Source organism: Mesorhizobium sp. WSM4845, from assembly GCF_055811455.1.
On the sequence record NZ_JBVVQA010000004.1, the window covers coordinates 2,827 to 23,106 of the forward strand.

The 20,280-nt window shown below is 63.8% G+C and carries 22 protein-coding genes and 1 pseudogene; 7 read left to right on the forward strand and 16 right to left on the reverse strand.

Annotated features, from left to right (window positions below):
• Positions 1-19: 19 nt before the first annotated feature.
• The 7 genes from AC0L2C_RS05965 to AC0L2C_RS05995 form a co-directional block, all read right to left on the reverse strand.
• Positions 20-178, reverse strand: a complete 159-nt coding sequence (locus tag AC0L2C_RS05965; protein WP_473522968.1) for a hypothetical protein — start codon at positions 176-178, stop codon at positions 20-22.
• Positions 150-1,127, reverse strand: coding sequence for a GlxA family transcriptional regulator (locus tag AC0L2C_RS05970; RefSeq protein ID WP_128245747.1), 978 nt, complete (start codon positions 1,125-1,127; stop codon positions 150-152). The genes AC0L2C_RS05965 and AC0L2C_RS05970 overlap by 29 nt, the downstream gene beginning before the upstream one ends.
• A 343-nt stretch (positions 1,128-1,470) precedes the next feature.
• A complete protein-coding gene (locus AC0L2C_RS05975; protein WP_473522969.1) occupies positions 1,471-2,652 on the reverse strand; it encodes a cystathionine gamma-synthase in 1,182 nt (393 codons plus the stop codon).
• Positions 2,649-4,076 (reverse strand): pyridoxal-phosphate dependent enzyme, encoded by a 1,428-nt coding sequence (locus tag AC0L2C_RS05980; RefSeq protein WP_128245749.1) that lies wholly within the window; start codon positions 4,074-4,076, stop codon positions 2,649-2,651. The genes AC0L2C_RS05975 and AC0L2C_RS05980 overlap by 4 nt, the downstream gene beginning before the upstream one ends.
• 191 nt (positions 4,077-4,267) lie before the next feature.
• On the reverse strand, positions 4,268-5,617 hold the full coding sequence (locus AC0L2C_RS05985; RefSeq protein ID WP_128245750.1) for an FAD/NAD(P)-binding protein: 1,350 nt from the start codon (positions 5,615-5,617) through the stop codon (positions 4,268-4,270).
• Between the two features lie 37 nt (positions 5,618-5,654).
• Entirely contained in the window at positions 5,655-6,107 is a 453-nt protein-coding gene (locus AC0L2C_RS05990; protein ID WP_128176593.1) for an RrF2 family transcriptional regulator, read from the reverse strand.
• A 456-nt stretch (positions 6,108-6,563) separates the two neighbouring features.
• Positions 6,564-6,749: a hypothetical protein gene (locus tag AC0L2C_RS05995; protein ID WP_023802672.1), complete on the reverse strand. Its 186-nt coding sequence runs from the start codon at positions 6,747-6,749 to the stop codon at positions 6,564-6,566.
• 306 nt (positions 6,750-7,055) lie between these two features.
• Here AC0L2C_RS05995 and AC0L2C_RS06000 point away from each other — a divergent pair, with 306 nt between their 5' ends.
• The 3 genes from AC0L2C_RS06000 to AC0L2C_RS06010 all read left to right on the forward strand — a co-directional run bounded on the left by AC0L2C_RS06000 (position 7,056) and on the right by AC0L2C_RS06010 (position 9,736).
• Positions 7,056-7,415, forward strand: a complete 360-nt coding sequence (locus AC0L2C_RS06000; protein WP_128176631.1) for a septal ring lytic transglycosylase RlpA family protein — start codon at positions 7,056-7,058, stop codon at positions 7,413-7,415.
• 264 nt (positions 7,416-7,679) lie between these two features.
• Positions 7,680-8,957, forward strand: coding sequence for a polyhydroxyalkanoate depolymerase (locus tag AC0L2C_RS06005; RefSeq protein ID WP_128245753.1), 1,278 nt, complete (start codon positions 7,680-7,682; stop codon positions 8,955-8,957).
• Positions 8,958-9,118: 161 nt separating this feature from the next.
• On the forward strand, positions 9,119-9,736 hold the full coding sequence (locus tag AC0L2C_RS06010; protein ID WP_473522970.1) for a transglutaminase-like cysteine peptidase: 618 nt from the start codon (positions 9,119-9,121) through the stop codon (positions 9,734-9,736).
• Positions 9,737-10,004: 268 nt separating this feature from the next.
• On the opposite strand, the gene AC0L2C_RS06015 is transcribed toward AC0L2C_RS06010, so the two are convergent.
• Genes AC0L2C_RS06015 through AC0L2C_RS06030 form a run of 4 tightly spaced genes read right to left on the reverse strand, consistent with a single transcriptional unit; the run spans position 10,005 to position 12,799 of the window.
• Positions 10,005-10,370 (reverse strand): helix-turn-helix domain-containing protein, encoded by a 366-nt coding sequence (locus AC0L2C_RS06015; protein WP_023802676.1) that lies wholly within the window; start codon positions 10,368-10,370, stop codon positions 10,005-10,007.
• 42 nt (positions 10,371-10,412) lie between these two features.
• The gene (locus tag AC0L2C_RS06020) at positions 10,413-10,943 is read right to left on the reverse strand and encodes a Smr/MutS family protein (protein ID WP_128176589.1); all 531 of its coding nucleotides are present in this window, start codon (positions 10,941-10,943) and stop codon (positions 10,413-10,415) included.
• Complete coding sequence (gene mltA, locus AC0L2C_RS06025; protein ID WP_287240033.1) at positions 10,940-12,073, reverse strand: murein transglycosylase A; 1,134 nt, start codon at positions 12,071-12,073, stop codon at positions 10,940-10,942. Before mltA ends, AC0L2C_RS06020 begins: the two co-directional genes overlap by 4 nt.
• 24 nt (positions 12,074-12,097) lie before the next feature.
• Complete coding sequence (locus AC0L2C_RS06030) at positions 12,098-12,799, reverse strand: Tim44/TimA family putative adaptor protein (RefSeq protein WP_023802679.1); 702 nt, start codon at positions 12,797-12,799, stop codon at positions 12,098-12,100.
• A gap of 199 nt (positions 12,800-12,998) precedes the next feature.
• On the opposite strand from AC0L2C_RS06030, the gene AC0L2C_RS06035 reads away from it, so the two are divergent.
• Positions 12,999-13,493, forward strand: coding sequence for an FxsA family protein (locus tag AC0L2C_RS06035; protein ID WP_128171025.1), 495 nt, complete (start codon positions 12,999-13,001; stop codon positions 13,491-13,493).
• A gap of 285 nt (positions 13,494-13,778) precedes the next feature.
• Positions 13,779-14,279, forward strand: a complete 501-nt coding sequence (secB, locus tag AC0L2C_RS06040; RefSeq protein WP_023802681.1) for a protein-export chaperone SecB — start codon at positions 13,779-13,781, stop codon at positions 14,277-14,279.
• Between the two features lie 127 nt (positions 14,280-14,406).
• Here secB and dnaQ read toward each other — a convergent pair whose 3' ends face one another.
• The 5 genes and pseudogenes from dnaQ to AC0L2C_RS06065 all read right to left on the reverse strand — a co-directional run bounded on the left by dnaQ (position 14,407) and on the right by AC0L2C_RS06065 (position 18,274).
• Positions 14,407-15,126 (reverse strand): DNA polymerase III subunit epsilon, encoded by a 720-nt coding sequence (gene dnaQ / locus AC0L2C_RS06045; RefSeq protein WP_128176585.1) that lies wholly within the window; start codon positions 15,124-15,126, stop codon positions 14,407-14,409.
• Positions 15,127-15,212: 86 nt separating this feature from the next.
• A complete protein-coding gene (gene coaE, locus AC0L2C_RS06050; protein ID WP_128176582.1) occupies positions 15,213-15,815 on the reverse strand; it encodes a dephospho-CoA kinase in 603 nt (200 codons plus the stop codon).
• A 21-nt stretch (positions 15,816-15,836) separates the two neighbouring features.
• A pseudogene (locus AC0L2C_RS06055) lies at positions 15,837-16,664 on the reverse strand (shikimate dehydrogenase); the annotation flags it as partial.
• Entirely contained in the window at positions 16,657-17,256 is a 600-nt protein-coding gene (locus AC0L2C_RS06060; RefSeq protein WP_287225115.1) for a Maf-like protein, read from the reverse strand. The gene AC0L2C_RS06060 and the pseudogene AC0L2C_RS06055, both read right to left, overlap by 8 nt.
• Before the next feature lie 196 nt (positions 17,257-17,452).
• Positions 17,453-18,274 carry a pyruvate, water dikinase regulatory protein gene (locus AC0L2C_RS06065; RefSeq protein ID WP_023802686.1) on the reverse strand — a complete coding sequence of 274 codons (822 nt, stop codon included), beginning with the start codon at positions 18,272-18,274 and terminating at the stop codon, positions 17,453-17,455.
• 402 nt (positions 18,275-18,676) lie between these two features.
• Here AC0L2C_RS06065 and hemE point away from each other — a divergent pair, with 402 nt between their 5' ends.
• Together hemE and hemJ are read left to right on the forward strand one after the other, a co-directional pair.
• Entirely contained in the window at positions 18,677-19,705 is a 1,029-nt protein-coding gene (gene hemE / locus AC0L2C_RS06070) for a uroporphyrinogen decarboxylase (RefSeq protein ID WP_128176576.1), read from the forward strand.
• Positions 19,702-20,253 carry a protoporphyrinogen oxidase HemJ gene (hemJ, locus tag AC0L2C_RS06075; RefSeq protein ID WP_128176574.1) on the forward strand — a complete coding sequence of 184 codons (552 nt, stop codon included), beginning with the start codon at positions 19,702-19,704 and terminating at the stop codon, positions 20,251-20,253. Before hemE ends, hemJ begins: the two co-directional genes overlap by 4 nt.
• Positions 20,254-20,280: the final 27 nt, after the last annotated feature.

Below are 20,280 nucleotides of genomic sequence, written 5' to 3' on the forward strand. Positions count from 1 at the left end.
CTGCCGCCCTCCCCCATCCCTATCTAATAACACCCCCCCCGCCCCCCCCCCCCCCCCCCCCCCCCCCCCCCCCCCGGGGGGGGGGGGGGCCCCCCCCCCCCCCCGCCAGAGGGGGGTGGGCGGGAACGCGGCGCGGCGTGGTTAGCGCCCTAGTGCCTGCGCGCCACCTTCGGCGCATGCCCATGCTCTTCCCTGAACGCCCGCGCAAAGCTCGACATCGAAGCAAAACCGCAAGCCAGCGCCACGTCGCGCACCATCAGCGTCGAATGCGCCAGGAGATCGGCGGCGCGCTTCAGCCGCAGGCGGCGGTAATAGCCGTTGGGCGAGATGCTGAGCTCGGAGCGAAAGTTTCGTTCGAGCTTGTCGGAGGAGACGCCGAGCTTTTCCGCCAGCGCCGCCATGCCGAGCCGCTCCTCCACCGCATCCTCCATGATGGCAATGGCCGACAGCACCAGCTCGTTCTGGACGCCGGTGCGCAGCCGCAGCGGCATCAGCTTGCGGTCGACGCTGGAGCGCAGCGGGCTGTGCACGAACCATTCGGCGACGCCGGCCGCGAGCTCGGCGCCATAATCTGATGTGATGATCTCCAGCATCATGTCGAGGCTGCCGACGCCGCCGGCCGAAGTGAAGCGCTTGCGGTCGATGACATAGAGATCGCGCCTGAGCTCAATGTCCGGAAACGCCTCGGTGAAGGCCGCCTGGCTGGTCCAGTGCAAGGTGCAGGCATGACCGTCGAGCAGGCCGGCCCGCGCCAGGAAGAAAGCGGCATCCGCCACCGCGCCGATATGGGCGCCGCCGCGCAGGCTCCTGCGGATCCAGCTCACCGCGTCCTCAGCCACGAGATGATCGGCATCGCCGCCCGAGCAGACGACGATGCGGTCGACCTTCGGCGCATCGCCGGCGAAAAAGCCGGGCTGGATGACGACCCCGTTCGAGGCCGCGACCGGGCCCTCAGCGGCGCCGACGATGATCCAGCGGTAGCATTCTTTCTTGGCCAGCACGTTGGCCGCGCGCAACGGCTCGATCACCGAACTGAACGCCATCATCGGAAAGCCGGGGAAGACCAGGACCGCGAAGGTGAGCGGGGCGTCGGTGGCTATCGGCTGGTGGCGCTCGCGAATGGTCATGGCTTCAACCGGCCTGTCGGCAATTGCAGGAAGTTACAATTTCGCCAGATGCAGCGGAGGTCAACGGCTATCATACAGGTCCCAGAACAACCGCTTCAGGTTTGCGCTGCCTCTCATCCGCCTGCCGGCACCTTCTCCCCGTAAACGGGGAGAAGCCCGCTGGCCGCAGCCTCTGCACCCTTTCTGCAATGCTGAAAATTGGCGAAATCATCGACTAGAGCGTCCCTCTCCCCGTTCACGGGGAGAGGATGCCGGCAGCGGGGCAGCGCCGGCATCGATGATTGATCGCCTCAACATCGGTTGAACGGTTTTCGATGGCAGAAGCGAGTGCCCCAAGCTCCCTTCAACCCCCCAGCGCCTGGTCCAGATCGGCGATCAGATCATCGCCGTCCTCGATGCCAGCCGACAACCGCACCAGCGAATCGGAAATCCCGATCTCGGCCCGTTTTTGCGCCGGGATCGAGCCGTGCGTCATCAGCGCCGGGTGCTCGATCAGGCTTTCGACGCCGCCGAGGCTTTCGGCCAGCGTGAACAGTTGCGTGTGCTCGAGGAAGCGTTTTGTGCCGGCGAGGTCGCGGTCGAGCTCGACCGTGATCATGCCGCCGAAGGCGTGCATCTGCTTTCTGGCGATGGCGTGCTGCGGATGGCTGGGGAGGCCGGGATAGATGACGCGGCGGATGTCGGGACGGCTTTCCAGCCAGTGCGCGATCTTCTGGCCGTTCGACGAATGGCGCTCCATCCTGAGCGCCAGCGTCTTGAGGCCGCGCAGCGCCAGAAAACTGTCGAACGGTCCGGAAATGGCGCCGATGGCGTTCTGCAGGAATTTCAGCCGGTCGGCGAGATCCTTGTTGTCGCCGACCACGGCGACGCCGCCGACCATGTCGGAATGGCCGTTGAGGTATTTGGTCGTCGAATGCACCGATATGTCGATGCCGAGCTCCAGCGGCCGCTGCAGATAGGGGCTGCAAAAAGTGTTGTCGGCAACCGAGAGCACGCCTTTGCGCCTGGCCAGGGCTGCGACCGCTTCGAGATCGACGACGCGCAGCAGCGGATTGGTCGGCGTCTCGACCCAGAGCAACCTGGTTTTCGGACGGATCGCCGCTTCGACCGCGGCTAGATCCGTGAAGTCGACGAAGTCGACCTGGAGATTGGCCGAGCGCTTGCGCACCCGCTCCAGCAGCCGGAACGTGCCGCCATAGATATCGTCGGTGGCGACGACATGGGCGCCGGAATCGAGCAGTTCGAAGATGGTGGCGATCGCCGCCAGCCCCGAGGCGAAAGCGAAGGCGGCTGCGCCGCTTTCGAGATCGGCCACCGCGCGCTCGAAGGCAAAGCGGGTCGGGTTCTGGCTGCGGGCGTATTCAAAACCCTTGTGCACGCCCGGGCTCTGCTGGCCATAGGTCGAGGTCGCATAGATCGGCACCATCACCGCGCCGGTCGTCGGGTCGTGGCTCTGGCCGCCATGGATGGTGCGCGTCGAGAAGGCCAGGCGGTTGCTGCCCGAAACGGTGGCTTTGATGGTCATCTTGCGCGGCGCCTCAGATGGTTGATCAGGTCGATGCGGGTAATCAGGCCGATGAATTCGTCGCCGTCGAAGACGATGGCGACCTCGTTGCGGTCGAACACCGGCAGCAGCGCGTCCAGCGTCTGGCTGGCCTGCAGCGTGTGCAGATTGGCGGTCATCGCCGTGCGCACCGGGGCCTTGAAACGGTCCCAGCGGCTGTCATAGGGGCCTTCGACGTGGGCGAGGATATCGCTTTCGTCGACGATGCCGACGAGCTTGCCGTCGTCCAGCACCGGCAGTTGCGAGACATCCGAACGGCGCATGCGGCCATAGGCGTTGAGCAGGCTTTCGTCCGGGCCGACAGACACGATGTCGCCGGTGCGGTGCGTGCGCATCACCAGGTCGCGCAGATCGCCATGCTGCTCGTGCTCGGCGAGGCCCTGCTCGATCAGCCAGAAATCGTCGAACACTTTCGACAGATATTTGTTGCCGCTGTCGCAGACGAAGGTGACGACCCGCTTCGGCACGGTCTGCTCGCGGCAATAGCGCAGCGCTGCCGAAAGCAGCGTGCCGGACGACGAGCCGGCGAGGATGCCCTCCTTGGAAAGCAGGTCGCGCACCGCCAGCATGCTTTGCTTGTCGGTGATCGAGTAGGCCTTCTTGACCAGCGACAGATCGGCATTGGGCGGGACGAAATCCTCGCCGATGCCCTCCACCGTCCAGCTGCCGGCCTCTTGCATCTTGCCGGTCTTGATCAGGGGCGCCAGCACCGAACCGACCGGATCGGCGAGAATCATCTCGGTCTTCGGCGAGATTTTTGCGAAATAGCGGCCAAGCCCGGTCAGCGTGCCGCCCGAGCCGACGCCGACGACCACTGCATCGACGTCACCGTCGAGCTGCGAATAGATCTCCGGACCGGTCGTGGTTTCATGGGCGTCCGGATTGGCCGGATTGGCGAACTGGTTGGCATAGAAGGCGCCGGGCAGCTCGGCGGCGATCTTTTCGGCCATGTCCTGATAGTATTCGGCGTGGCCCTTGCCGACATCGGAACGGGTCATGCGCACTTCGGCGCCGAGCGCCCGCAGATGCTGGATCTTTTCGCGCGACATCTTGTCGGGCACGACCAGGATGATGCGATAGCCTTTTGGAATGCCGACCTGGGCGAGGCCAAGGCCGGTGTTGCCGGCGGTCGCCTCGACAATGGTGCCGCCGCGCTTCAGCTTGCCCTGTTTTTCGGCGTCGGCGATCATCGACAGCGCAATGCGGTCCTTGATCGAGCCGCCGGGGTTCTGGCTTTCGAGCTTGATGAACAGCCGGCACTTGCCGATGTCAAATTTGGTCAGCTCGACAACCGGCGTTTGCCCGATCAGGTCGAGAACCGATGCATAGGGCGGACGCAGGCGGGACATTGCCCTGTCCGGGAGGGCGATCTTGTGCACGCTCATGCTGATGCTCCATGGTCAAGCGACCGCCTTGGGCAGGCTGTCAGCCTATCTTCTTTTCCAGCCGTTTGCAGTCTGAAAGAAGATAGGCTGTGCCAATCCATTGGCCAGACGGGGAATGGGATTCCGGTGGGGCCGCTCCGTCACGCCAATCACGATAAGGTCGCGGGACAGCACCCCGTAGAGCGCCGACCTCACCCCAGCAACCGCTTCCCCAGCCTTGCGCACTGCACGCGAATATCCGGTATGGCGTCGATCTCGAAGAAGGTGCCGCGGGTCAGCGGCCCGACCGCCAGGATCTTGGCCGAGACGGTGCCATCGCTGGCGATGACCTCGCAATTGTCCGATACGTCGAGGCCAAGGCGCAGCGGATCCGGCCGGGCCAGCCCGCGGTCGACCAGCGACCGCACCACGCTGTTCGACGTTGTCGAGATGTCCCTGGCGATGCCGGTGCAATCGTAGATGCGGGCAACGTCGAACGTCTCGATGTTTTGCGTGTGGCGCGACTGGACCTGCACGCTGAATTCGTCGCCCGCCGTGATGCCGACGACGCGCCCGGCGACAAGCCGGATGCGGCCCGACTGCACCGCCTCGGTGACACGGGCATAGACTTCCGGCGCCATGCGATGGCGGTGGACGTCCCACCACGCCTTGGTGTGCTCGACAAAGCGGCGCTTGGCCGAAGACGGCCAGTTCTGCCAGATCTTCTGGTTGAACGGCCTGAGACCGTCGACGACGTCGCGCCAGTCGATGCCGGCCTTCTGGTTTTCCCGGATCAGGTCGCGGAACCAGCCGACGAGATAGGAGAGCTGGGTGCCGAGCGGAATGTCGGCGACGTCGAGCTTGATCGGATTGCCCTTGCGGTGCGGCGAAGGCAGCAGGCCGCGCCGCGACACCGCAATAATCTCGCCGCGATGGCCGCGTTGCTCGAGCGACAGGAAGGCATCGACCATGCTCAACCCCGTGCCCAGCACCAGGACCCGGGCTTCCCCGTCGAGCCCGGTGTCGGCCTCCGATCCCATCCTGATCGCATGGCCGTTGCCGGCACCTGGCTCCTCGTCATGTCCGGTCGCCAGCACGGCAAGGTGGGCGACGACGCTGGTGCCGTTGGCCAGCGCCACCTCGACCCCGGACCCGGTCGGCGAGATCGACAGGCTCTCCTCGCGGATCAGGCGAAGACGCCCCGTCTCGCGCGCCTCGAGCTCGTCCAGCAGTTCCTTCAGATAGCGGGCGTAGACGCTGCGCGGTGCGTAGACCGGCGCCTGCTCTGGCGTTGCCAGGCCGCGCTCAAGAAGCCAGCGCCAGAAATCGCCGGGGTCGTCGGCATAGGCGCTCATGCCGGCCGCGCTGACATTCAGCACATGCGCCGACAGCAGCGTGGAATAGGCGATGCCTTGGCCGAAATGCGGACGCTTTTCGATCAGCGTGACACGAAGATCGGGATTGGGCGACTTCAACAGATGCGCGGCAAGCACGACGCCGCTGGCGCCACCGCCGACGATAATAATCGAATTCGGGAGGGTCGAATTGGCACGGCCGGTCATGCGCGCACCAAGTACCTGAGGAGCCGTCGGTTCCGGCTCAGGCCTGGATTTTCAACGCAGCCGAAAGCTCGTCGTCGCCGGCGATATCGCGCATCTCGGCGAGGCTGCGCTGATCCAGCACCTCGGCGATCGCTTGCCGGACCTCCAGCATCAGATGTCGGACTTGGCATGTCGCCTCGTTGCAGTCTTCACAGCGCTGATACCGGGTGCGGCTGGCGCAGGGAATTGGGGCAAGCGGTCCGTCGAGCACGCGCACGACGTGGCCGATCTTGATTTCATCCGCCGGCCGCGCCAGGCGGTAACCGCCCTCCTTGCCCTTGCGGCTCTGGACGAAACCGGCATTGCGCAGTTCGCCGAGGATGGCGTCGAGAAATTTCTTCGGAATGTTGTTTCCGGTGGCGATATCGGCAACGAAGGCGAGCTGACCAACCGGCAGCCGCGCCAGATGGACGAGCGCCTTGAGGCCGTACTTGCCCTTCTTTGTGAGCATGGACCGAACGTTTCTCTGTCATGCAATGGCGCAAGGCCACCGGTTGCGAAACGCCTGGCGTACGTCCTCACCGCGTCCGCGTCCAGGCTTTCAAGACACATAAATTCTAGTGACATGATATACAAGACGGGCACCATTGATCTTGCTTGATTTTCAAGCCGCTGCGACGACTTGCCGGACGTTTTTCCTCCTGAAGTCGCGAGGCACGCCAATGGCGACAGCCGGCGCTCGGCACTCATGCGGGTGATCGCCGCGATATGGACATCCTCATCGTTCTCCAATTCCTGTAATGTTGATAAGACTACTATACTTAGCCGCGATACAGAAACCGGTTTTCAAATCGTCGGCCATTCGCAGCATTCATTTGCCGAAGCTGCGCGCAAAAAAGGAAATGCGTGTTTGCGGCGGGCAGCGCATTCGCCGGTCGACCGAAACGCCGCCAGGGCCGTTCGAGTGTCAGGGGAGCGAACGGTTCGCCCACACCAGCCCGCCCAGGCCAACCAGCGCGGTGACGATGCCGATATAGAGCCATTGCGACTGGCCGGTCATGAAGCTGCCGCCGACGAGGCCGATGCCCTGCAGCGACCACAGCGCACCGATGGCGAGCACAATCAGCGCCAGCAGATTTTTGATCAATCTCATCGTCGGAACTCCTTTCCCAAGTCGATCGCCAAGTCCGCTATGACCGCGATGGCAAGGCGAAAGGAAGCGACCCGATCGCTGTCACATCTACTTGCATGATAAAGCCGGGGTCTTGCCGGAAACGCCCCGGTGCTGGTGCGAAGACCACCAGACATACATCGGCGCAATCCCGACATTCCATGACAGACTGTTTCGCGCCGACTCCAAACGTGTACTATTGTCATGGAACCGCCAGACGACTGCCGCATTTGGTGCCACATTCCATCCGTAACGGCCGGGTCTGTCAAACGGAGCCCCTTGCCGCAGATGAAGAAACCCAACCGGACCGCGCTTGTCGCGGCTACGATAGCGGCTGCCCTGATGGTCGGCGCATCCACCTCCCCTGCCGCCGCACAATGCGGCCGCGCCTCCTGGTACGCGCTGACCTCGAAGACCGCTTCCGGCGAGCGGATGAACCCGTCGGCGCTGACCGCCGCGCACCGCACCTTGCCGTTTGGCACCAGGTTGAAGGTCACCAACCGCAAAAACGGCCGCAGCGTCGTCGTGCGCATCAACGACCGCGGCCCGTTTATCAAGGGTCGCGTGATCGACCTGTCGAAGGGCGCCGCGGGGCGGCTCGGCTTCATCAGCTCAGGCCATGCTGCTGTGTGCACCGACCGCGTGTGAATGGCCGCGCCGCTTTGCGGCCAGGCGGATGAGGGGCAGCGCAAAACTGAAGCGATTGCCCTGCTCTCTCCGGCACCTTTCGCAGCTGCACAATAAGCCGGCTGCCGCCGTTCAAAACCGATTTTCAACGCCTTAGACAAAAGTATAAGCATAAATCAATTCAATTGACGTATTGCATCGCAGCAGTTTGTTGTTAACCTTTGCGCGAGAGATTCAAGGCTCGGCACTGCTGTCGTCCCTTCGGTCGCAGCAGCGGAGTTCTCGATGTTCTACCAGCTCTACGAATTGAACCACGCCGCCGTGCAGCCGGCCCGGGTCTATGCCGATGCGGTGCGGATGTTCTACACCAATCCGCTCAATCCGTTTGCGCACACGTCCTGGGGCCGCTCGGTCGCGGCGACGGCCGAATTGTTCGAGCGCACGACGCGCCGCTACAGCAAGCCGCAGTTCGGCCTGACCAAGACCGTCGTCGACTGGAAAAGCGTCGCTGTCACCGAAAAGACGGTGTGGTCGCGGCCGTTCTGCAATCTGCTCCGTTTCGAGCGGGCGGTTCCCGCCGGCCGCCGGCCGGATCCGAAGCTGCTGATCGTGGCGCCGATGTCCGGCCACTACGCGACGCTGCTGCGCGGCACGGTCGAGGCGATGCTGCCGCATGCCGACGTTCATATCACCGACTGGGTCGACGCCCGCATGGTGCCGATAAGCGAGGGCAGCTTCGATCTCGACGACTATATCGACTACATCGTCGACATGCTGCATGCGCTGGGCCCCGACACCCATGTCATGGCGGTGTGCCAGCCTTCAGTACCGGTGCTGGCGGCGGTGGCGCTGATGGAAACGCGGGGCGACCCGTTCGTTCCCTCGACGATGACGCTGATGGGTGGGCCGATCGACACCCGCCGCAATCCGACCGCGGTCAACCTTCTGGCCGAGGAAAAGGGCACCGACTGGTTCCGCGACAACGTCACCATGCAGGCGCCATGGCCGGTGCCGGGCTTCGGCCGCGAGGTCTATCCCGGGTTCCTGCAACTTTCGGGCTTCATGAGCATGAACCTCGACCGCCACATCATCGCCCACAAGGACTTCTTCATGCATCTGGTGAAGCATGACGGCGACAGTGCCGAGAAGCACCGCGACTTCTACGACGAGTATATGGCGGTGATGGATCTGACAGCGGAGTTCTACCTGCAGACGGTAGACACCGTGTTCGTCCGCCATGCTCTGCCCAAGGGCGAAATGATGCATCGCGGCATCGCCATCGATCCCGCCAATATCCGCAATGTCGCGCTGTTCACGGTCGAGGGCGAGAACGACGACATTTCCGGCCTCGGCCAGACCCAGGCCGCGCACGACCTCTGCATCAACATCCCCGCGGACAGGCACGCTCACTACATGCAGCCGGCGGTCGGCCATTACGGCGTCTTCAACGGCTCGCGCTTCCGCTCCGAAATCGTGCCGCGCATTGTCGACTTCATCACCAGCTATGGACGCCAGACCCGCGTTGCGGTGAGGCCGAAGCTGGTTCGGACCGCCAAAAAGTAAAGATGTCCCGGATGGCAGCCGCCGTTCAAGTCGACCTGTTGCACAATAGCCGCGCTTTCGGCCGCGCGGGTAACCATATCGCAAAACTGGCCGTTGGTATAATTGACAGGGACTGTAGATCGCCCTTAACGTTTCATTAACAACAAGGGACGAGGGGGACAATGATTTCCTCACCAATGGCGAGAGGGCTGCGCGTGTGCGCCCTGTTAGGGCTGGCACTTGCGACAGGCTGGTCTACAGCGGCTTCGGCAGCCGGACCAATGGCAACCGGCGGCCCAACATCGCAGCCGATCGGCCATTACGATTTCTGCAAGACCAGTCCGGCCGAATGCTCGATCCACCCGGGCAATCTCGCCCCCGCCACCATGACCGGCGCGCTCTGGCGCAAGATTCTCAGCGTCAACGCCAGGGTCAACAACGCCGTCAAGCCGATAAGCGACATCGATATTTACGGCAAGGACGAGGTCTGGGCCTACCCCGTCAGGGGCGCTGGCGACTGTGAGGACTATGTCCTGGAAAAGCGCCGCGAATTGAACCGCTTGGGCGTGTCCTACGCCAATCTTCTGATGACCGTCGTGCGCAAGCCTGACGGCGAGGGCCATGCCGTGCTGACCGTGCGCACGAGCAAGGGCGACTACGTCCTCGACAATCTGGACGGAAAGGTCCGCTCATGGGACCGGACCGGCTACCGCTTCCTCAAGCGGCAGGCGATCGACAATACCGGTCGCTGGGTGTCGATCCGTGATGGCCAGCAGGTTCTGGTCGGCGCGGTCCAGTAAGGTTTTTGCAAGCGACCACCAGGATCGCTGCGTTTCGCGTTACCTGCTCCAGGCGTTTGTGCTGCCCCTCACCTGCCTGCCGGCATCCTCTCCCCGTATAGGGACGGGAGAGGGGTGCTGTCATTGACGATTTCGCCAATCGCCGGCGTTGCAGGCCACGTTCGCGATCAGCCGCTTTCTCCCCGTTTACGGGGAGAAATGCCCGGCAGGCAATGAGGGGCGGCGCCAACATCGACAATTGATCGCCTCAACACGAGTCGGACAAACCCTACGTCCGCCCCAGCGCGGCGCGGATCGATGCGGTGATGCGGCGAAGCTCCGCCTCGTCTAGTTTTTCGATGTTTTCGGCCAAGACATTGGCAAGCTCGGTGGCGGCGGGGCTGAGGCCCGACGTGTCGAGTTTTACCCGCGGGTGCGAGGTCTCGGCCAACCGCGCAAGTTCTTCGGCATCGTCCCAGATGACATTGAAATAGCCGATGATCTTCTGGATCAGCGTCCAGGTCGGCGCGCCGCGGCGGCCGTGCTCCAACGCCGACAGATAGGCGGCGCTGACGCCGATCGCCCTGGCCATGGCCTTTTGGCTGACGCCGCGTTCGCTCCGCAGGGCGCGAAGCTTTTCGCCGAACGGGGTCACAAGTCCATCCTCGTCGGGTGCATTCTCATGCGCGCATCCGCATCAGCGCGCGCGCCGCAGGCGGACATAGAGCGCGCCCGAGCCGCCATGCTTGCGGGCGGCGTGGTCGTGGCTGGAGACCAGCGGCCTGAATGCGGGTGTCGACAGCCAGGCCGGCACGGCGCGCCGCAGGATGCCGTCGCCGCCGGACGAGGAGCCCTTGCCGGTGATCACCAGCACATAGCGGATGCCGCCGGCATGCGCCCGGTGCAGGAAGGAGAACAAAAGCGAATAGGCTTCGTCCTGGCTCAGGCCGTGCAGATCGACGCGGCCTTCGATCGGCAGCCGACCCTTCGACAGTTTTTCCAGCGTCGGCTCGTCGAGCGCATGCGAGACATGCTGCGTCCTGGCTTTCGTGGCCGTAGCAGGAGCCATCGCCTGGTCACGCAGCATTGGCTTGCTGCCATCAGCGATGTCCGGGCCAATATCTGGGATGTCGATGGCGGACTTGCCCTTCAGCGGCTTGGCGGTGCGCGCCACCAGGTTCCACAGCACCCGGTCGTCCTCGCTCAGCCTGTCGATGCGCCGGGTCATCGCCCCGCCCCCGGCACAAGCCGACGCGGGATCAGCGCGTAGAAATCGGCAGGGTTGCGGACAACGCCGGCGATCTCGCCGGCCGCATCTCCCGTACCAGTGAACAGGTCGCCACGGGCCGGGCCGGTGATGGCCGAGCCGGTGTCCTGCGCGATCATCAGCCGCCGGAACGGCTTGTTGTCGAAAGCGGTCAGCGACGGCCCATCGATGTAGAACGGCGTGCCGAAGGTATGCAGCAGACGGTCGACAGCGACGGAGCGGCCCGGCGTCAGCGGCACTTTTGCGGCAGCGATCGGCCCGAGGTCCGGGTCGTCGACCGCCGCCTCGCTGACCGAAATCTCGCGGAAAAAAATATAGGAGCGGTTGCGCCACAGGATCTCGTCGATGCGCTGCGGATGCGCCTTGAACCAGGCGCGGACCGACTGCATGGTTACCGCTTCCAGCGGGATTTCGCCTAGCTCACTCAGGATCTTGCCCGGTCCGGTAAAGCGCTGGCCGGATTTGGCGGCATAGGTGACGCGGCAAAGCCGGCCGTCGGTCATGGTGAGCCGCGCAGACCCCTGTACGTGGATGAAGAAGGCGTCGACCTTGTCGGCGAGCCAGGCGATTTCCAAACCCTTGCCAGCCAAACCCTTGACGAGCGCGCCGCGCTCGATCTCGCCGCGGTCGAAATACTCGACCGGTCCGTCCGGCGTGGCGCGGCCGAAGGCGAGATAGGGATCCATACCGACCGGCCGGTTGGCGCCGTCGATGTCGACGAGATCGGCCGGACGTGACAGCAGCGGCACCGTAAATCGTTCGGTTCGCACCGGCGAAGCGTCGACCACCGGTTCATAGAAGCCGGTGACGAGGCCGGCGCCGCCGCTTTCCGCCGCTATGTGCGCCGGGATGAAATGCCGCTCGAAGAAGGCGCGGGCTTCGCGCCGGTCGGTTGGCGACACGGTGCGGGCTGCAGCATAGGCCTCGGTGAAGGCATTGAAGTCGACACCGAGCCCGCCAGAGCGATAGGGTTTCGCCAGGACATGAAAAGCCGAACGCCGGAAAGCGGCGAACGCAGCCAGATGGTCGTCCCTGTCCCAGCCGGGCAGATCGTCAAAGGATTTTTCGCGGAACGCCTGAGAAAGCGACACGACAGACCCCGCCGTGGTCCGGGCTCAGTCTTCTTCTTCGGTGGCGACGAGCTTCCAGTTCGGGTCGCGCGAGCGCGTATCGCGGGCGAAGGTCCAGACGTCCTTGACCTCGGCGACGGTTTCGGGATCGCCGTCGATGACGGCGCCGGCCTTGTCGCGCGTTGCCGAAATCAGTTCGCTGACGATGCGCAGCGTGATATGCGCCTCGCTGCCCTTCATCTCGGCGGAAACGATGTCGGCCTTGTCGATGCCGACGAAGGAGGACTGGATCTTTTCCGACTTCGCCTCGCGGTCGCCGATCGCCGCGACAAAGCCGTCATAGACCTCGCGCGACAACAGGTTCTTCAGCGTCTTGCGATCGCCATCGGCATAGGCCATGACGATCATCTCATAGGCCATCTTGGCGCCGTCGACGAAGGTCTTGGGGTCGAATGCCGGATCATTGTCCTTGATCGCGCGCAGGCCCTTGTTGAGATCGGTGTCAGGCTTGGCGAAGGCGTCGATCGCCGCATAGGCGTCGATTGCCGGCTCTCCCGGCGCTCGCTTGCGCGGCAGCGAGACCACATTCTCGGGTTTTTGGGCGTCGTCGCGGGTGCGGCCCGCCGTATAGGGATCGAACGGCGGGCGCTCGCTACCGGTGCGGCGGCCGAGCACATTGCGCAGCTGGAAAAAGATCACAACCGCCGCAACCAGAAAGAAAATCGTGCCGAAGTCGAAGAATCCCATATCTTCCGCCAATCAATCCCTACTCCGGCCGGACCGCCCGGCCAGGCAATGGCTGCGGTCGCATAGCGTTCAACATCCAAAGCATATAGAACGCAAGCTGCAATCATTCAAATTAAAGGCAGCCATACCTATCTAAAAGGTTCAGTGCCAGCGGCGATTGCCCGCCTGCCGGCAAAACATCGAAACGATCGGTCAAGATTTGCGCATTTCGCTGCTTCCCCTGTTCATCCTCGCGCTTCCGCTGCTGGAGATCGCCGGTTTCGTCATTGTCGGCCGCCAGGTCGGCGTCCTGGCGACGGTCGGCCTGGTGCTGGCTTCGAGCATCGCCGGCGCGCTGTTGTTGCGATACCAGGGGTTCGGCGTCATGTCCCGGGTCCGTGCCGAAATGGACGCCGGACGTGATCCAAGCCGTCAGCTCGCGCATGGCGCCATGATCGTGCTGGCGGCGATCCTGCTCATCATTCCCGGCTTCATCACTGACATTTTAGGCATTCTGCTGCTGCTGCCGCCGGTCCGCGACCTCGCCTGGCGCCGGCTGAAAGGCCGCATCGTGATGGCCACCAGTTTCGGCACCGGCGGATTCCGGGCCCGGCAACGCGACAAGACCATCGATCTCGACGACAGCGACTATTCGCGCGGCGACGAGCACGGCCCCGATCACAATTCCCCCTGGCGCCGCCTCAAGGACGAGTAGATCGCCTCGAGGACGAGTAGCCCGGCGCGGCTCTTTCCTTGTCGCTTGTGGGAGAAGGTGGCCTCGCGAAGCGAGGTCGGATGAGGGGTGTTCCAGCTTGGCACCGACGGCGATCCTTCCAACACCCCTCAACCGTATTGGCGCTGCGCGCCAATCCACCTTCTCCCACAAGGGGAGAAGGGAAAGCAAAGCCGCGCAAACCTTGTCTTGTCATGCCGGCCATGGTAGCGAACGCCCGATTTCAATCCGGTCAGCAACGCTGCCGAGGCAAAAGGACAAAGGCTTATGGCCAGCAAAGACGACGCGCCGACCGGCGCGGCCAGTGGCAACGGCGACGCGACGCAGCCTTCGCTCAACGTGCTTGCCCAATATGTGAAGGACCTTTCCTTCGAAAGCCCCGGCGCGCCGAATTCGCTGCGCGGCCGCGACAAGGCTCCCGGCATCGCCATCAACGTCAATGTCAACGCCAACCCGCTTTCGGATAAGCAGTTCGACGTCAATCTTACGCTGAACGCCAAGGCGTCCTTCGACAAGGAAGTGCTGTTCAACGTCGAGCTGGTCTATGGCGGTGTGTTCGCCATCAGCGGCTTTCCGCAGGAGCACATGCTGCCGTTGCTGTTCATCGAATGCCCGCGGCTGCTGTTCCCGTTCGCCAGGCAGATCATCGCCGAGGCGACGCGCAATGGCGGCTTCCCGCCGCTGATGCTCGATCCGATCGATTTCGCGCAGATGTTCCAGCAGAAGCTGGCCGAGGACCAGGCCGCCAGCAAGGTCAAGGCGAGCTGAGGCGAGTGCTCGGTGACGTTTGAAAAACCCGGCCTCGCGCCGGGTTTTTCTTTGGGATGCGGCGGGACAGCGAAGGATCGCTACGGGTCGGCTGATCCTGAACGCCCCTGCCGCTCCGCCAAAATCGCTATGCCGCAGAACTCGCTTCCGGGGCGACGCGCAGCCAGAGCGCCTTTTCGCCTAATGTGCCGACCATGCTCGCGTGCGCGGCGCGCTCTGCTTCGGTCAGGCGAGACGGCAGCGCTATCGGCCGTGCAGCGATGCTGATGTCGATGTCGTCGACGTTTCTCCTGCCGCTGGCCGGCGCCGTGGCACTGTCGAGGATGAGTGCCGCCTGCTTGCCGCCGATGAGCTCGATATAGACCTCGGCCAGCAATTCCGAATCGAGCAAGGCGCCGTGCTTGGTGCGCCGGGCATTGTCGATGCCGTAGCGCCGGCACAGCGCGTCCAGCGAATTGGGCCCCATCGGATGCTTGCGGCGCGCCAGCGCCAGCGTGTCGACGACAAGTCCGGGGTCAACGACCGGATGGCCAAGCCGGCCGAATTCGACATTGAGGAAAGCGATATCGAAAGTCGCATTGTGGGCGACCAGCTTGGCGCCGTCGATGAAGGCAAGGAACTCCTCGGCGATGTCGCTGAAGGTCGGCTTGCCCATCAGATCGGCGGCGCTGATGCCATGAACGGCCTGTGCCTCGGCATGGATCGGTCGCCCCTGCGGATTGAGGTAATGGTGGAAGGTGCGGCCGGTCGGGAAACGGTTGACCAGCTCGATGCAGCCAAGCTCGATGACGCGGTCGTCGCGGAAATCAAGGCCGGTGGTTTCCGTATCGAAGATGATCTCGCGCATCGAATCAGTCCGTTGGGTCCGGCGTTAGTCCAGCCGAATCATGATGGGAACAAATTGGCAACATATTACGCCGGGCGCAAGCGCCGTTAAGCAGGCTTGCCGGCTTTATCACCGACCAGTTTCGCGACTATCGCATTGACCGCCGCGCGCGCCGCATCAAAACCTTGTCCGGTGTCGATGATGAAATCGGCGCGCTCACGCTTTTCGGCGTCGGGAACCTGCCTGGCCAGGATCGACGCCAGTTTCTCCTCGCTCATGCCCGGCCGCGCCAGCACGCGGGCGCGCTGGATGTCGGGCGACGCGGTGACGACCACGACCTTGTCGACTCGGTCGCGGCCGCCGGTTTCGAACAGCAGCGGGATGTCGAGAACGACAAGCGGCGCGCCGGCGGCCCGGTGTCTGGCCAGGAAAGCGTCGGCGTCGGCGCGGACCAGTGGGTGGATGATCGCTTCCAGCCGTTTCAGTGCAGCTGCATCACCGAGCACCCGCTCGGCCAGCCTCGTGCGATCGACGGAGCCGGATTTCGCCGTTCCGGGAAACGCCGCCTCGACCAGCGGAGCCGCCTTGCCGGCGTAGAGGCGATGCACCGCCTCGTCCGAATCGTGGACAGGCACGCCGGCCTCGGCAAACATCCTGGCCGTCGTCGACTTGCCCATGCCGATCGATCCGGTGAGGCCGAGCACGATCATGTTTTTTTTCTCCCTGGCGCCGAGATCGGCGACGATCATCTGCCGCAATTCGGCAGTGACCTCAGGCCTGATGCCGAACCAGCGCTCGAAGCCGGGCACCGCCTGGTGCAGCAGCATGCCGAGCCCGTCGACGGCTTTCAGGCCGCGCGCCTTGGCGGCGGCCAGCAACGGCGTTTCCAGCGGCACATAGACAATGTCGGTGACGATGGCATGGTCCGGCAGTCTGGCCGGATCGGCGGACAGGCCTTCATTGCCATGCATGCCAAGCGCTGACGTGTTGACCAGCAGGCCGGCATCGGCAAGCAGCTCGCGGGTCGCCGCCGTGCCGTGGGCCGAGACCCCGGCGCCGAAGCGGTGGCGCAGCTCCTCGGCTCGGGCGAGCGTCCGGTTGACGATGCGGATGTCACTGATGCCGCGCTGCTTGAGCGCATGGATGGCCGCGCGGGCGGCGCCGCCGGCGCCGAGCACCACCGCTGGGCCGTTTGCGGCCCAGCCCGTCGCATGCTCGTCGAGATTGGCGGAAAAGCCATGGGCGTCGGTGTTGCCGCCGCACAAAATTCCGCCCTCGAGCCAAAGCGTGTTGACGGCGCCGATCTGTTCGGCCGCGTCGTCGCGGCGCGCCGCCAGCGCGAAGGCGGCCTCCTTGTGCGGGATGGTGACGTTGCCGCCACGATAGCCATTCGCCTCGAGTGTTTCGACGAATTCGGCAAAAGCCTCCGGCGCAACGTCGATCGCCCGGTAGCTACCGTCGATGCCGTATTTCGCCAGCCAGTAGCCGTGGATCTTCGGCGACCGCGAATGCGCGACCGGATGACCGGTGACGAAGGCCTTTTTCGCGGCCTCAGCCATCGATGGCTCCGAACTCGCGCAGCTTGGCCAGGACAGGCAGAAGCGGCAGGCCGACAATGGTGAAATAGTCGCCCTCTACTCTTTCGAACAGCTGGATGCCCTCGCCTTCGATCTGGTACGCGCCGACGCTGGACAGCGCCTTGGCGCCGACCCGCGCCAGATGGCGGCCGATGAAGGCCGGATCGAGCTTTCGCATGGTCAGGCTGGCGACGCCGACATGCCGCCACAGAACTGCGCCGTCGCGGGCCAGCACTACGGCGCTGTTGAGTTGATGGGTCCTGCCCGACAGCGCCAGGAGATGGCGGCGGGCGGCTTCCATGTCGGCCGGCTTATGAAACACTTCGTCGCCGAGCGACAGCGTCTGGTCGCAGCCGAGCACCAGGGCGCCCGGCTTTCGCTCGCTGACCTCGGCGGCCTTGGCCTCGGCCAGCACCAGTGCGACGTCCTCGGGCGAGATACCGCTGCCCTGCAAGGGCGCTTCGAGCGCGCGCTCGTCGACTGCCGCCAGAACCGCCTCGACCGCCACGCCGGCATGGACAAGCAACGCCTTGCGGAACGGGCTGCCGGAGGCAAGGATGATTTTTTCGGCCATGGTTTTCGCCTGATCTTTCCTTCTCCCCTTGTGGGAGAAGGTGGATTGGCGCGCAGCGCCAATACGGTTGAGGGGTGTTGGAAGGATCGCCGTCGGTGCCAGGCTGGAACACCCCTCATCCGACCTCGCTTCGCGAGGCCACCTTCTCCCACAAAGGGGAGAAGGAAAGGGCCGCCCACAGCACAAGCGCCCGAACCTAGCGTGTCTTTCCCCGCAGGGCAACGATCGCCGCCGCCGTCTCCTCGATCGAGCGGCGGCTGACGTCGATCATCGGCCAGCCATGCCGCGTGCAGATCTGGCGGGCGTAGGCGAGTTCCTCGCTGATTGCCGCGCGGTCGACATAGTCGGTCGGTTCGTAGGCACTGGTGTTGCCGAGGATGCGGTTCTGGCGCACCTGCGAGATGCGCTCGGCGGTGGCGATCAGCCCGACGATCAGCGGCTTCGTGGCGTTGACCAGGCTTTCCGGCACCGGCACGCCGATCACGATCGGGATGTTGGCGGTCTTGATGCCGCGATTGGCGAGATAGATGCTGGTCGGCGTCTTCGAGGTGCGCGAAATGCCGACCAGCACAATGTCGGCATCATCCATATTGGCAGGTAGCTGGCCGTCATCATGCTCCATGGTGAAGTTGAGTGCGTCGATGCGGCGGAAATATTCGGCGTCCAGCACATGCTGGGCGCCGACGCGGCGGCCGGCCGGCGTGCCGAGATAGGACTGGAACACGGTCAGCACCGGTTCCAGCACGGAGACGCAAGGCAGGCCCATGGCGGCGCAGCGCTCGTCGATGCCGCGGGCGAGCTTCTGGTCGACGACCGTATAAAGGATGATGCCCGGCTCCTCCTCGATGTCCTCGAACACTTTCGTCACCTGCTTCTCGGTGCGGATCAGCGGGTAGATATGCTCGATGGCGCGCGCATCCTTGTATTGCGCCGAAGCCGCGCGCCCGGCCGCCAGCAGCGTCTCACCGGTGGCATCGGAAATCAGGTGAAGGTGAAAGAAGCTCTGGGGTTTGTTCACAGGGGTACGTTCCAAGCTGTGGGCCGATGTGGATAAGGTCGGTCGGAAAGATCGGCCGGTTCGGGGCGACTGTATCAGATGCCGGTTTGTCCACAATTCGATGCGCTGCCGGCTTCGTCGGGGGCTGGGGACAAGTCCGGGGACGGGCTTTTTCGACTTGGCCTCATCCACAGGGCCATTTTCTCCAGGCGGGCGGTAACGTATTGTTCCCAGTCGGCAATTTCCGACTGTCCCCAAACTCCTCCTATCCGCCAGAAGAAGCACGCGACAATATGCTGGCTGGCCTTTTCCGGGGCAAGGCGGGACAGCAGACAACCACCGATACCAACAGACTCTTAGAATCATAAGATTCCTAGAAATAGAATTTTTAATTATAGAGAAGCCTGGAGAGGCGAGCGCTGAATGCCCGAAAACCGCATCATGCTGGACGTGTTGAGAGGCAAGACGGTATCTCCGCCGCCGCTCTGGATGATGCGGCAGGCCGGCCGCTATCTGCCGGAGTATCGCGAGACACGCAGGCGGGCCGGATCGTTCCTCGACCTTTGCTATAATCCCGATCTTGCCGTGGAAGTGACGCTGCAGCCGATCGAACGTTTCGGCTTCGATGCTTCGATCCTATTTTCCGATATCCTTGTCGTGCCGCATGCGCTGGGCCGCGACGTGCGCTTCGAGGAGGGCCGTGGGCCGCTGTTGACGCCGATCTCGGCGACGGAGATTGCAGCTCTCGACGGCGAAACGTTTCACGTGAATCTCGAACCGGTCTACGAGACGGTCAGGCGATTGCGGACAAAACTGCCGGATCAAACGACGCTGATCGGCTTCTGCGGCGCGCCGTGGACGGTGGCGACCTATATGATCGCCGGCCATGGCACCTCGGACCAGGCGCCAGCACGGCTGTTTGCCTATCGCGAGCCGGCGGCTTTCCTGCAATTGCTGAAAGTGCTTGCCGATCACTCGGCTGCCTACCTGATCCGACAGATCGAAGCCGGCGCCGATGTGGTGCAGATATTTGACTCGTGGTCCGGCGTGCTCGACGAAGTTTCTTTCGAGGCGTTTTGCGTCAGGCCGGTGGCGGAGATCGTCAGGCAGGTCCGGGCCGTCCATCCCGACATTCCGATCATCGGCTTTCCCAAGGGCGCCGGCGCCCATTACCGCAGCTATCGCCAAAAAACCGGCGTGACCGGGCTGGGGCTCGACTGGACCGTGCCGTTGACGACGGCGAAGGAACTGCAGCGCGATGGTGCTGTGCAGGGCAATCTCGATCCGTTGCGGCTGGTGGCCGGCGGCAAGGCGCTTTCTGACGGTGTCGACGCAATCCTGAAAGCACTGGGCGATGGGCCGCTGGTCTTCAATCTCGGCCACGGCATCACGCCGGAAACGCCGATCGCGCATGTCGAGGCGATGGTGAAGATGGTGCGGGCGCATCGATGACCGACATGAACAACGCCAACAGTGGTGCGGGCAGCAGCGGTGGTGCAGCGATGCGTCGAGCAGCAATCGCCATCGTCATCTTCCTCGTCCTGGCGGCGCTTCTGTTCCTGTTCGGGCCGGATGATTTCTATCCCTGGGCAAAGGCGATCCATGTCATCGCCGTCATCTCGTGGATGGCGGGCATGCTCTATCTGCCGCGGCTGCTGGTTTATCATGCCGATGCGGAAAAAGGCTCCGTCCAGTCGGAGACCTTCAAGGTGATGGAGCGCCGGCTGCTGCGCGGCATCATCAATCCAGCCATGATCATCACCTGGGCGTTCGGCCTCTGGCTGGCCTGGAAAGGCTTTGGTTTTCAGGGTGGCTGGCTGCATGCCAAGATCGCCGCGGTGCTCGGCCTCTCGGCCGCTCACGGCTATCTGGCCGGCGCGGTACGCAAATTCGCCGAGGACCGCAACGAAAAGCCGGCTCGGCACTGGCGGATCGTCAATGAGATCCCCACATTGCTGATGATCGTCATCGTCGTGCTGGTCATCGTGAAGCCGTTTTGACGATTTGTGTCTGTTTCGCGCGTTTGC

What these genes read in the sequence shown, in the direction of transcription:
- AC0L2C_RS05965 (WP_473522968.1), bottom strand. Translation starts at nt 178, where the DNA reads ATGCGCCGAAGGTGGCGCGCAGGCACTAGGGCGCTAACCACGCCGCGC.
- AC0L2C_RS05970 (WP_128245747.1), bottom strand. Translation starts at nt 1,127, where the DNA reads ATGACCATTCGCGAGCGCCACCAGCCGATAGCCACCGACGCCCCGCTC.
- AC0L2C_RS05975 (WP_473522969.1), bottom strand. Translation starts at nt 2,652, where the DNA reads ATGACCATCAAAGCCACCGTTTCGGGCAGCAACCGCCTGGCCTTCTCG.
- AC0L2C_RS05980 (WP_128245749.1), bottom strand. Translation starts at nt 4,076, where the DNA reads ATGAGCGTGCACAAGATCGCCCTCCCGGACAGGGCAATGTCCCGCCTG.
- AC0L2C_RS05985 (WP_128245750.1), bottom strand. Translation starts at nt 5,617, where the DNA reads ATGACCGGCCGTGCCAATTCGACCCTCCCGAATTCGATTATTATCGTC.
- AC0L2C_RS05990 (WP_128176593.1), bottom strand. Translation starts at nt 6,107, where the DNA reads ATGCTCACAAAGAAGGGCAAGTACGGCCTCAAGGCGCTCGTCCATCTG.
- AC0L2C_RS05995 (WP_023802672.1), bottom strand. Translation starts at nt 6,749, where the DNA reads ATGAGATTGATCAAAAATCTGCTGGCGCTGATTGTGCTCGCCATCGGT.
- AC0L2C_RS06000 (WP_128176631.1), top strand. Translation starts at nt 7,056, where the DNA reads ATGAAGAAACCCAACCGGACCGCGCTTGTCGCGGCTACGATAGCGGCT.
- AC0L2C_RS06005 (WP_128245753.1), top strand. Translation starts at nt 7,680, where the DNA reads ATGTTCTACCAGCTCTACGAATTGAACCACGCCGCCGTGCAGCCGGCC.
- AC0L2C_RS06010 (WP_473522970.1), top strand. Translation starts at nt 9,119, where the DNA reads ATGATTTCCTCACCAATGGCGAGAGGGCTGCGCGTGTGCGCCCTGTTA.
- AC0L2C_RS06020 (WP_128176589.1), bottom strand. Translation starts at nt 10,943, where the DNA reads ATGACCCGGCGCATCGACAGGCTGAGCGAGGACGACCGGGTGCTGTGG.
- AC0L2C_RS06030 (WP_023802679.1), bottom strand. Translation starts at nt 12,799, where the DNA reads ATGGGATTCTTCGACTTCGGCACGATTTTCTTTCTGGTTGCGGCGGTT.
- secB (WP_023802681.1), top strand. Translation starts at nt 13,779, where the DNA reads ATGGCCAGCAAAGACGACGCGCCGACCGGCGCGGCCAGTGGCAACGGC.
- dnaQ (WP_128176585.1), bottom strand. Translation starts at nt 15,126, where the DNA reads ATGCGCGAGATCATCTTCGATACGGAAACCACCGGCCTTGATTTCCGC.
- coaE (WP_128176582.1), bottom strand. Translation starts at nt 15,815, where the DNA reads ATGATCGTGCTCGGCCTCACCGGATCGATCGGCATGGGCAAGTCGACG.
- AC0L2C_RS06060 (WP_287225115.1), bottom strand. Translation starts at nt 17,256, where the DNA reads ATGGCCGAAAAAATCATCCTTGCCTCCGGCAGCCCGTTCCGCAAGGCG.
- hemE (WP_128176576.1), top strand. Translation starts at nt 18,677, where the DNA reads ATGCCCGAAAACCGCATCATGCTGGACGTGTTGAGAGGCAAGACGGTA.
- hemJ (WP_128176574.1), top strand. Translation starts at nt 19,702, where the DNA reads ATGACCGACATGAACAACGCCAACAGTGGTGCGGGCAGCAGCGGTGGT.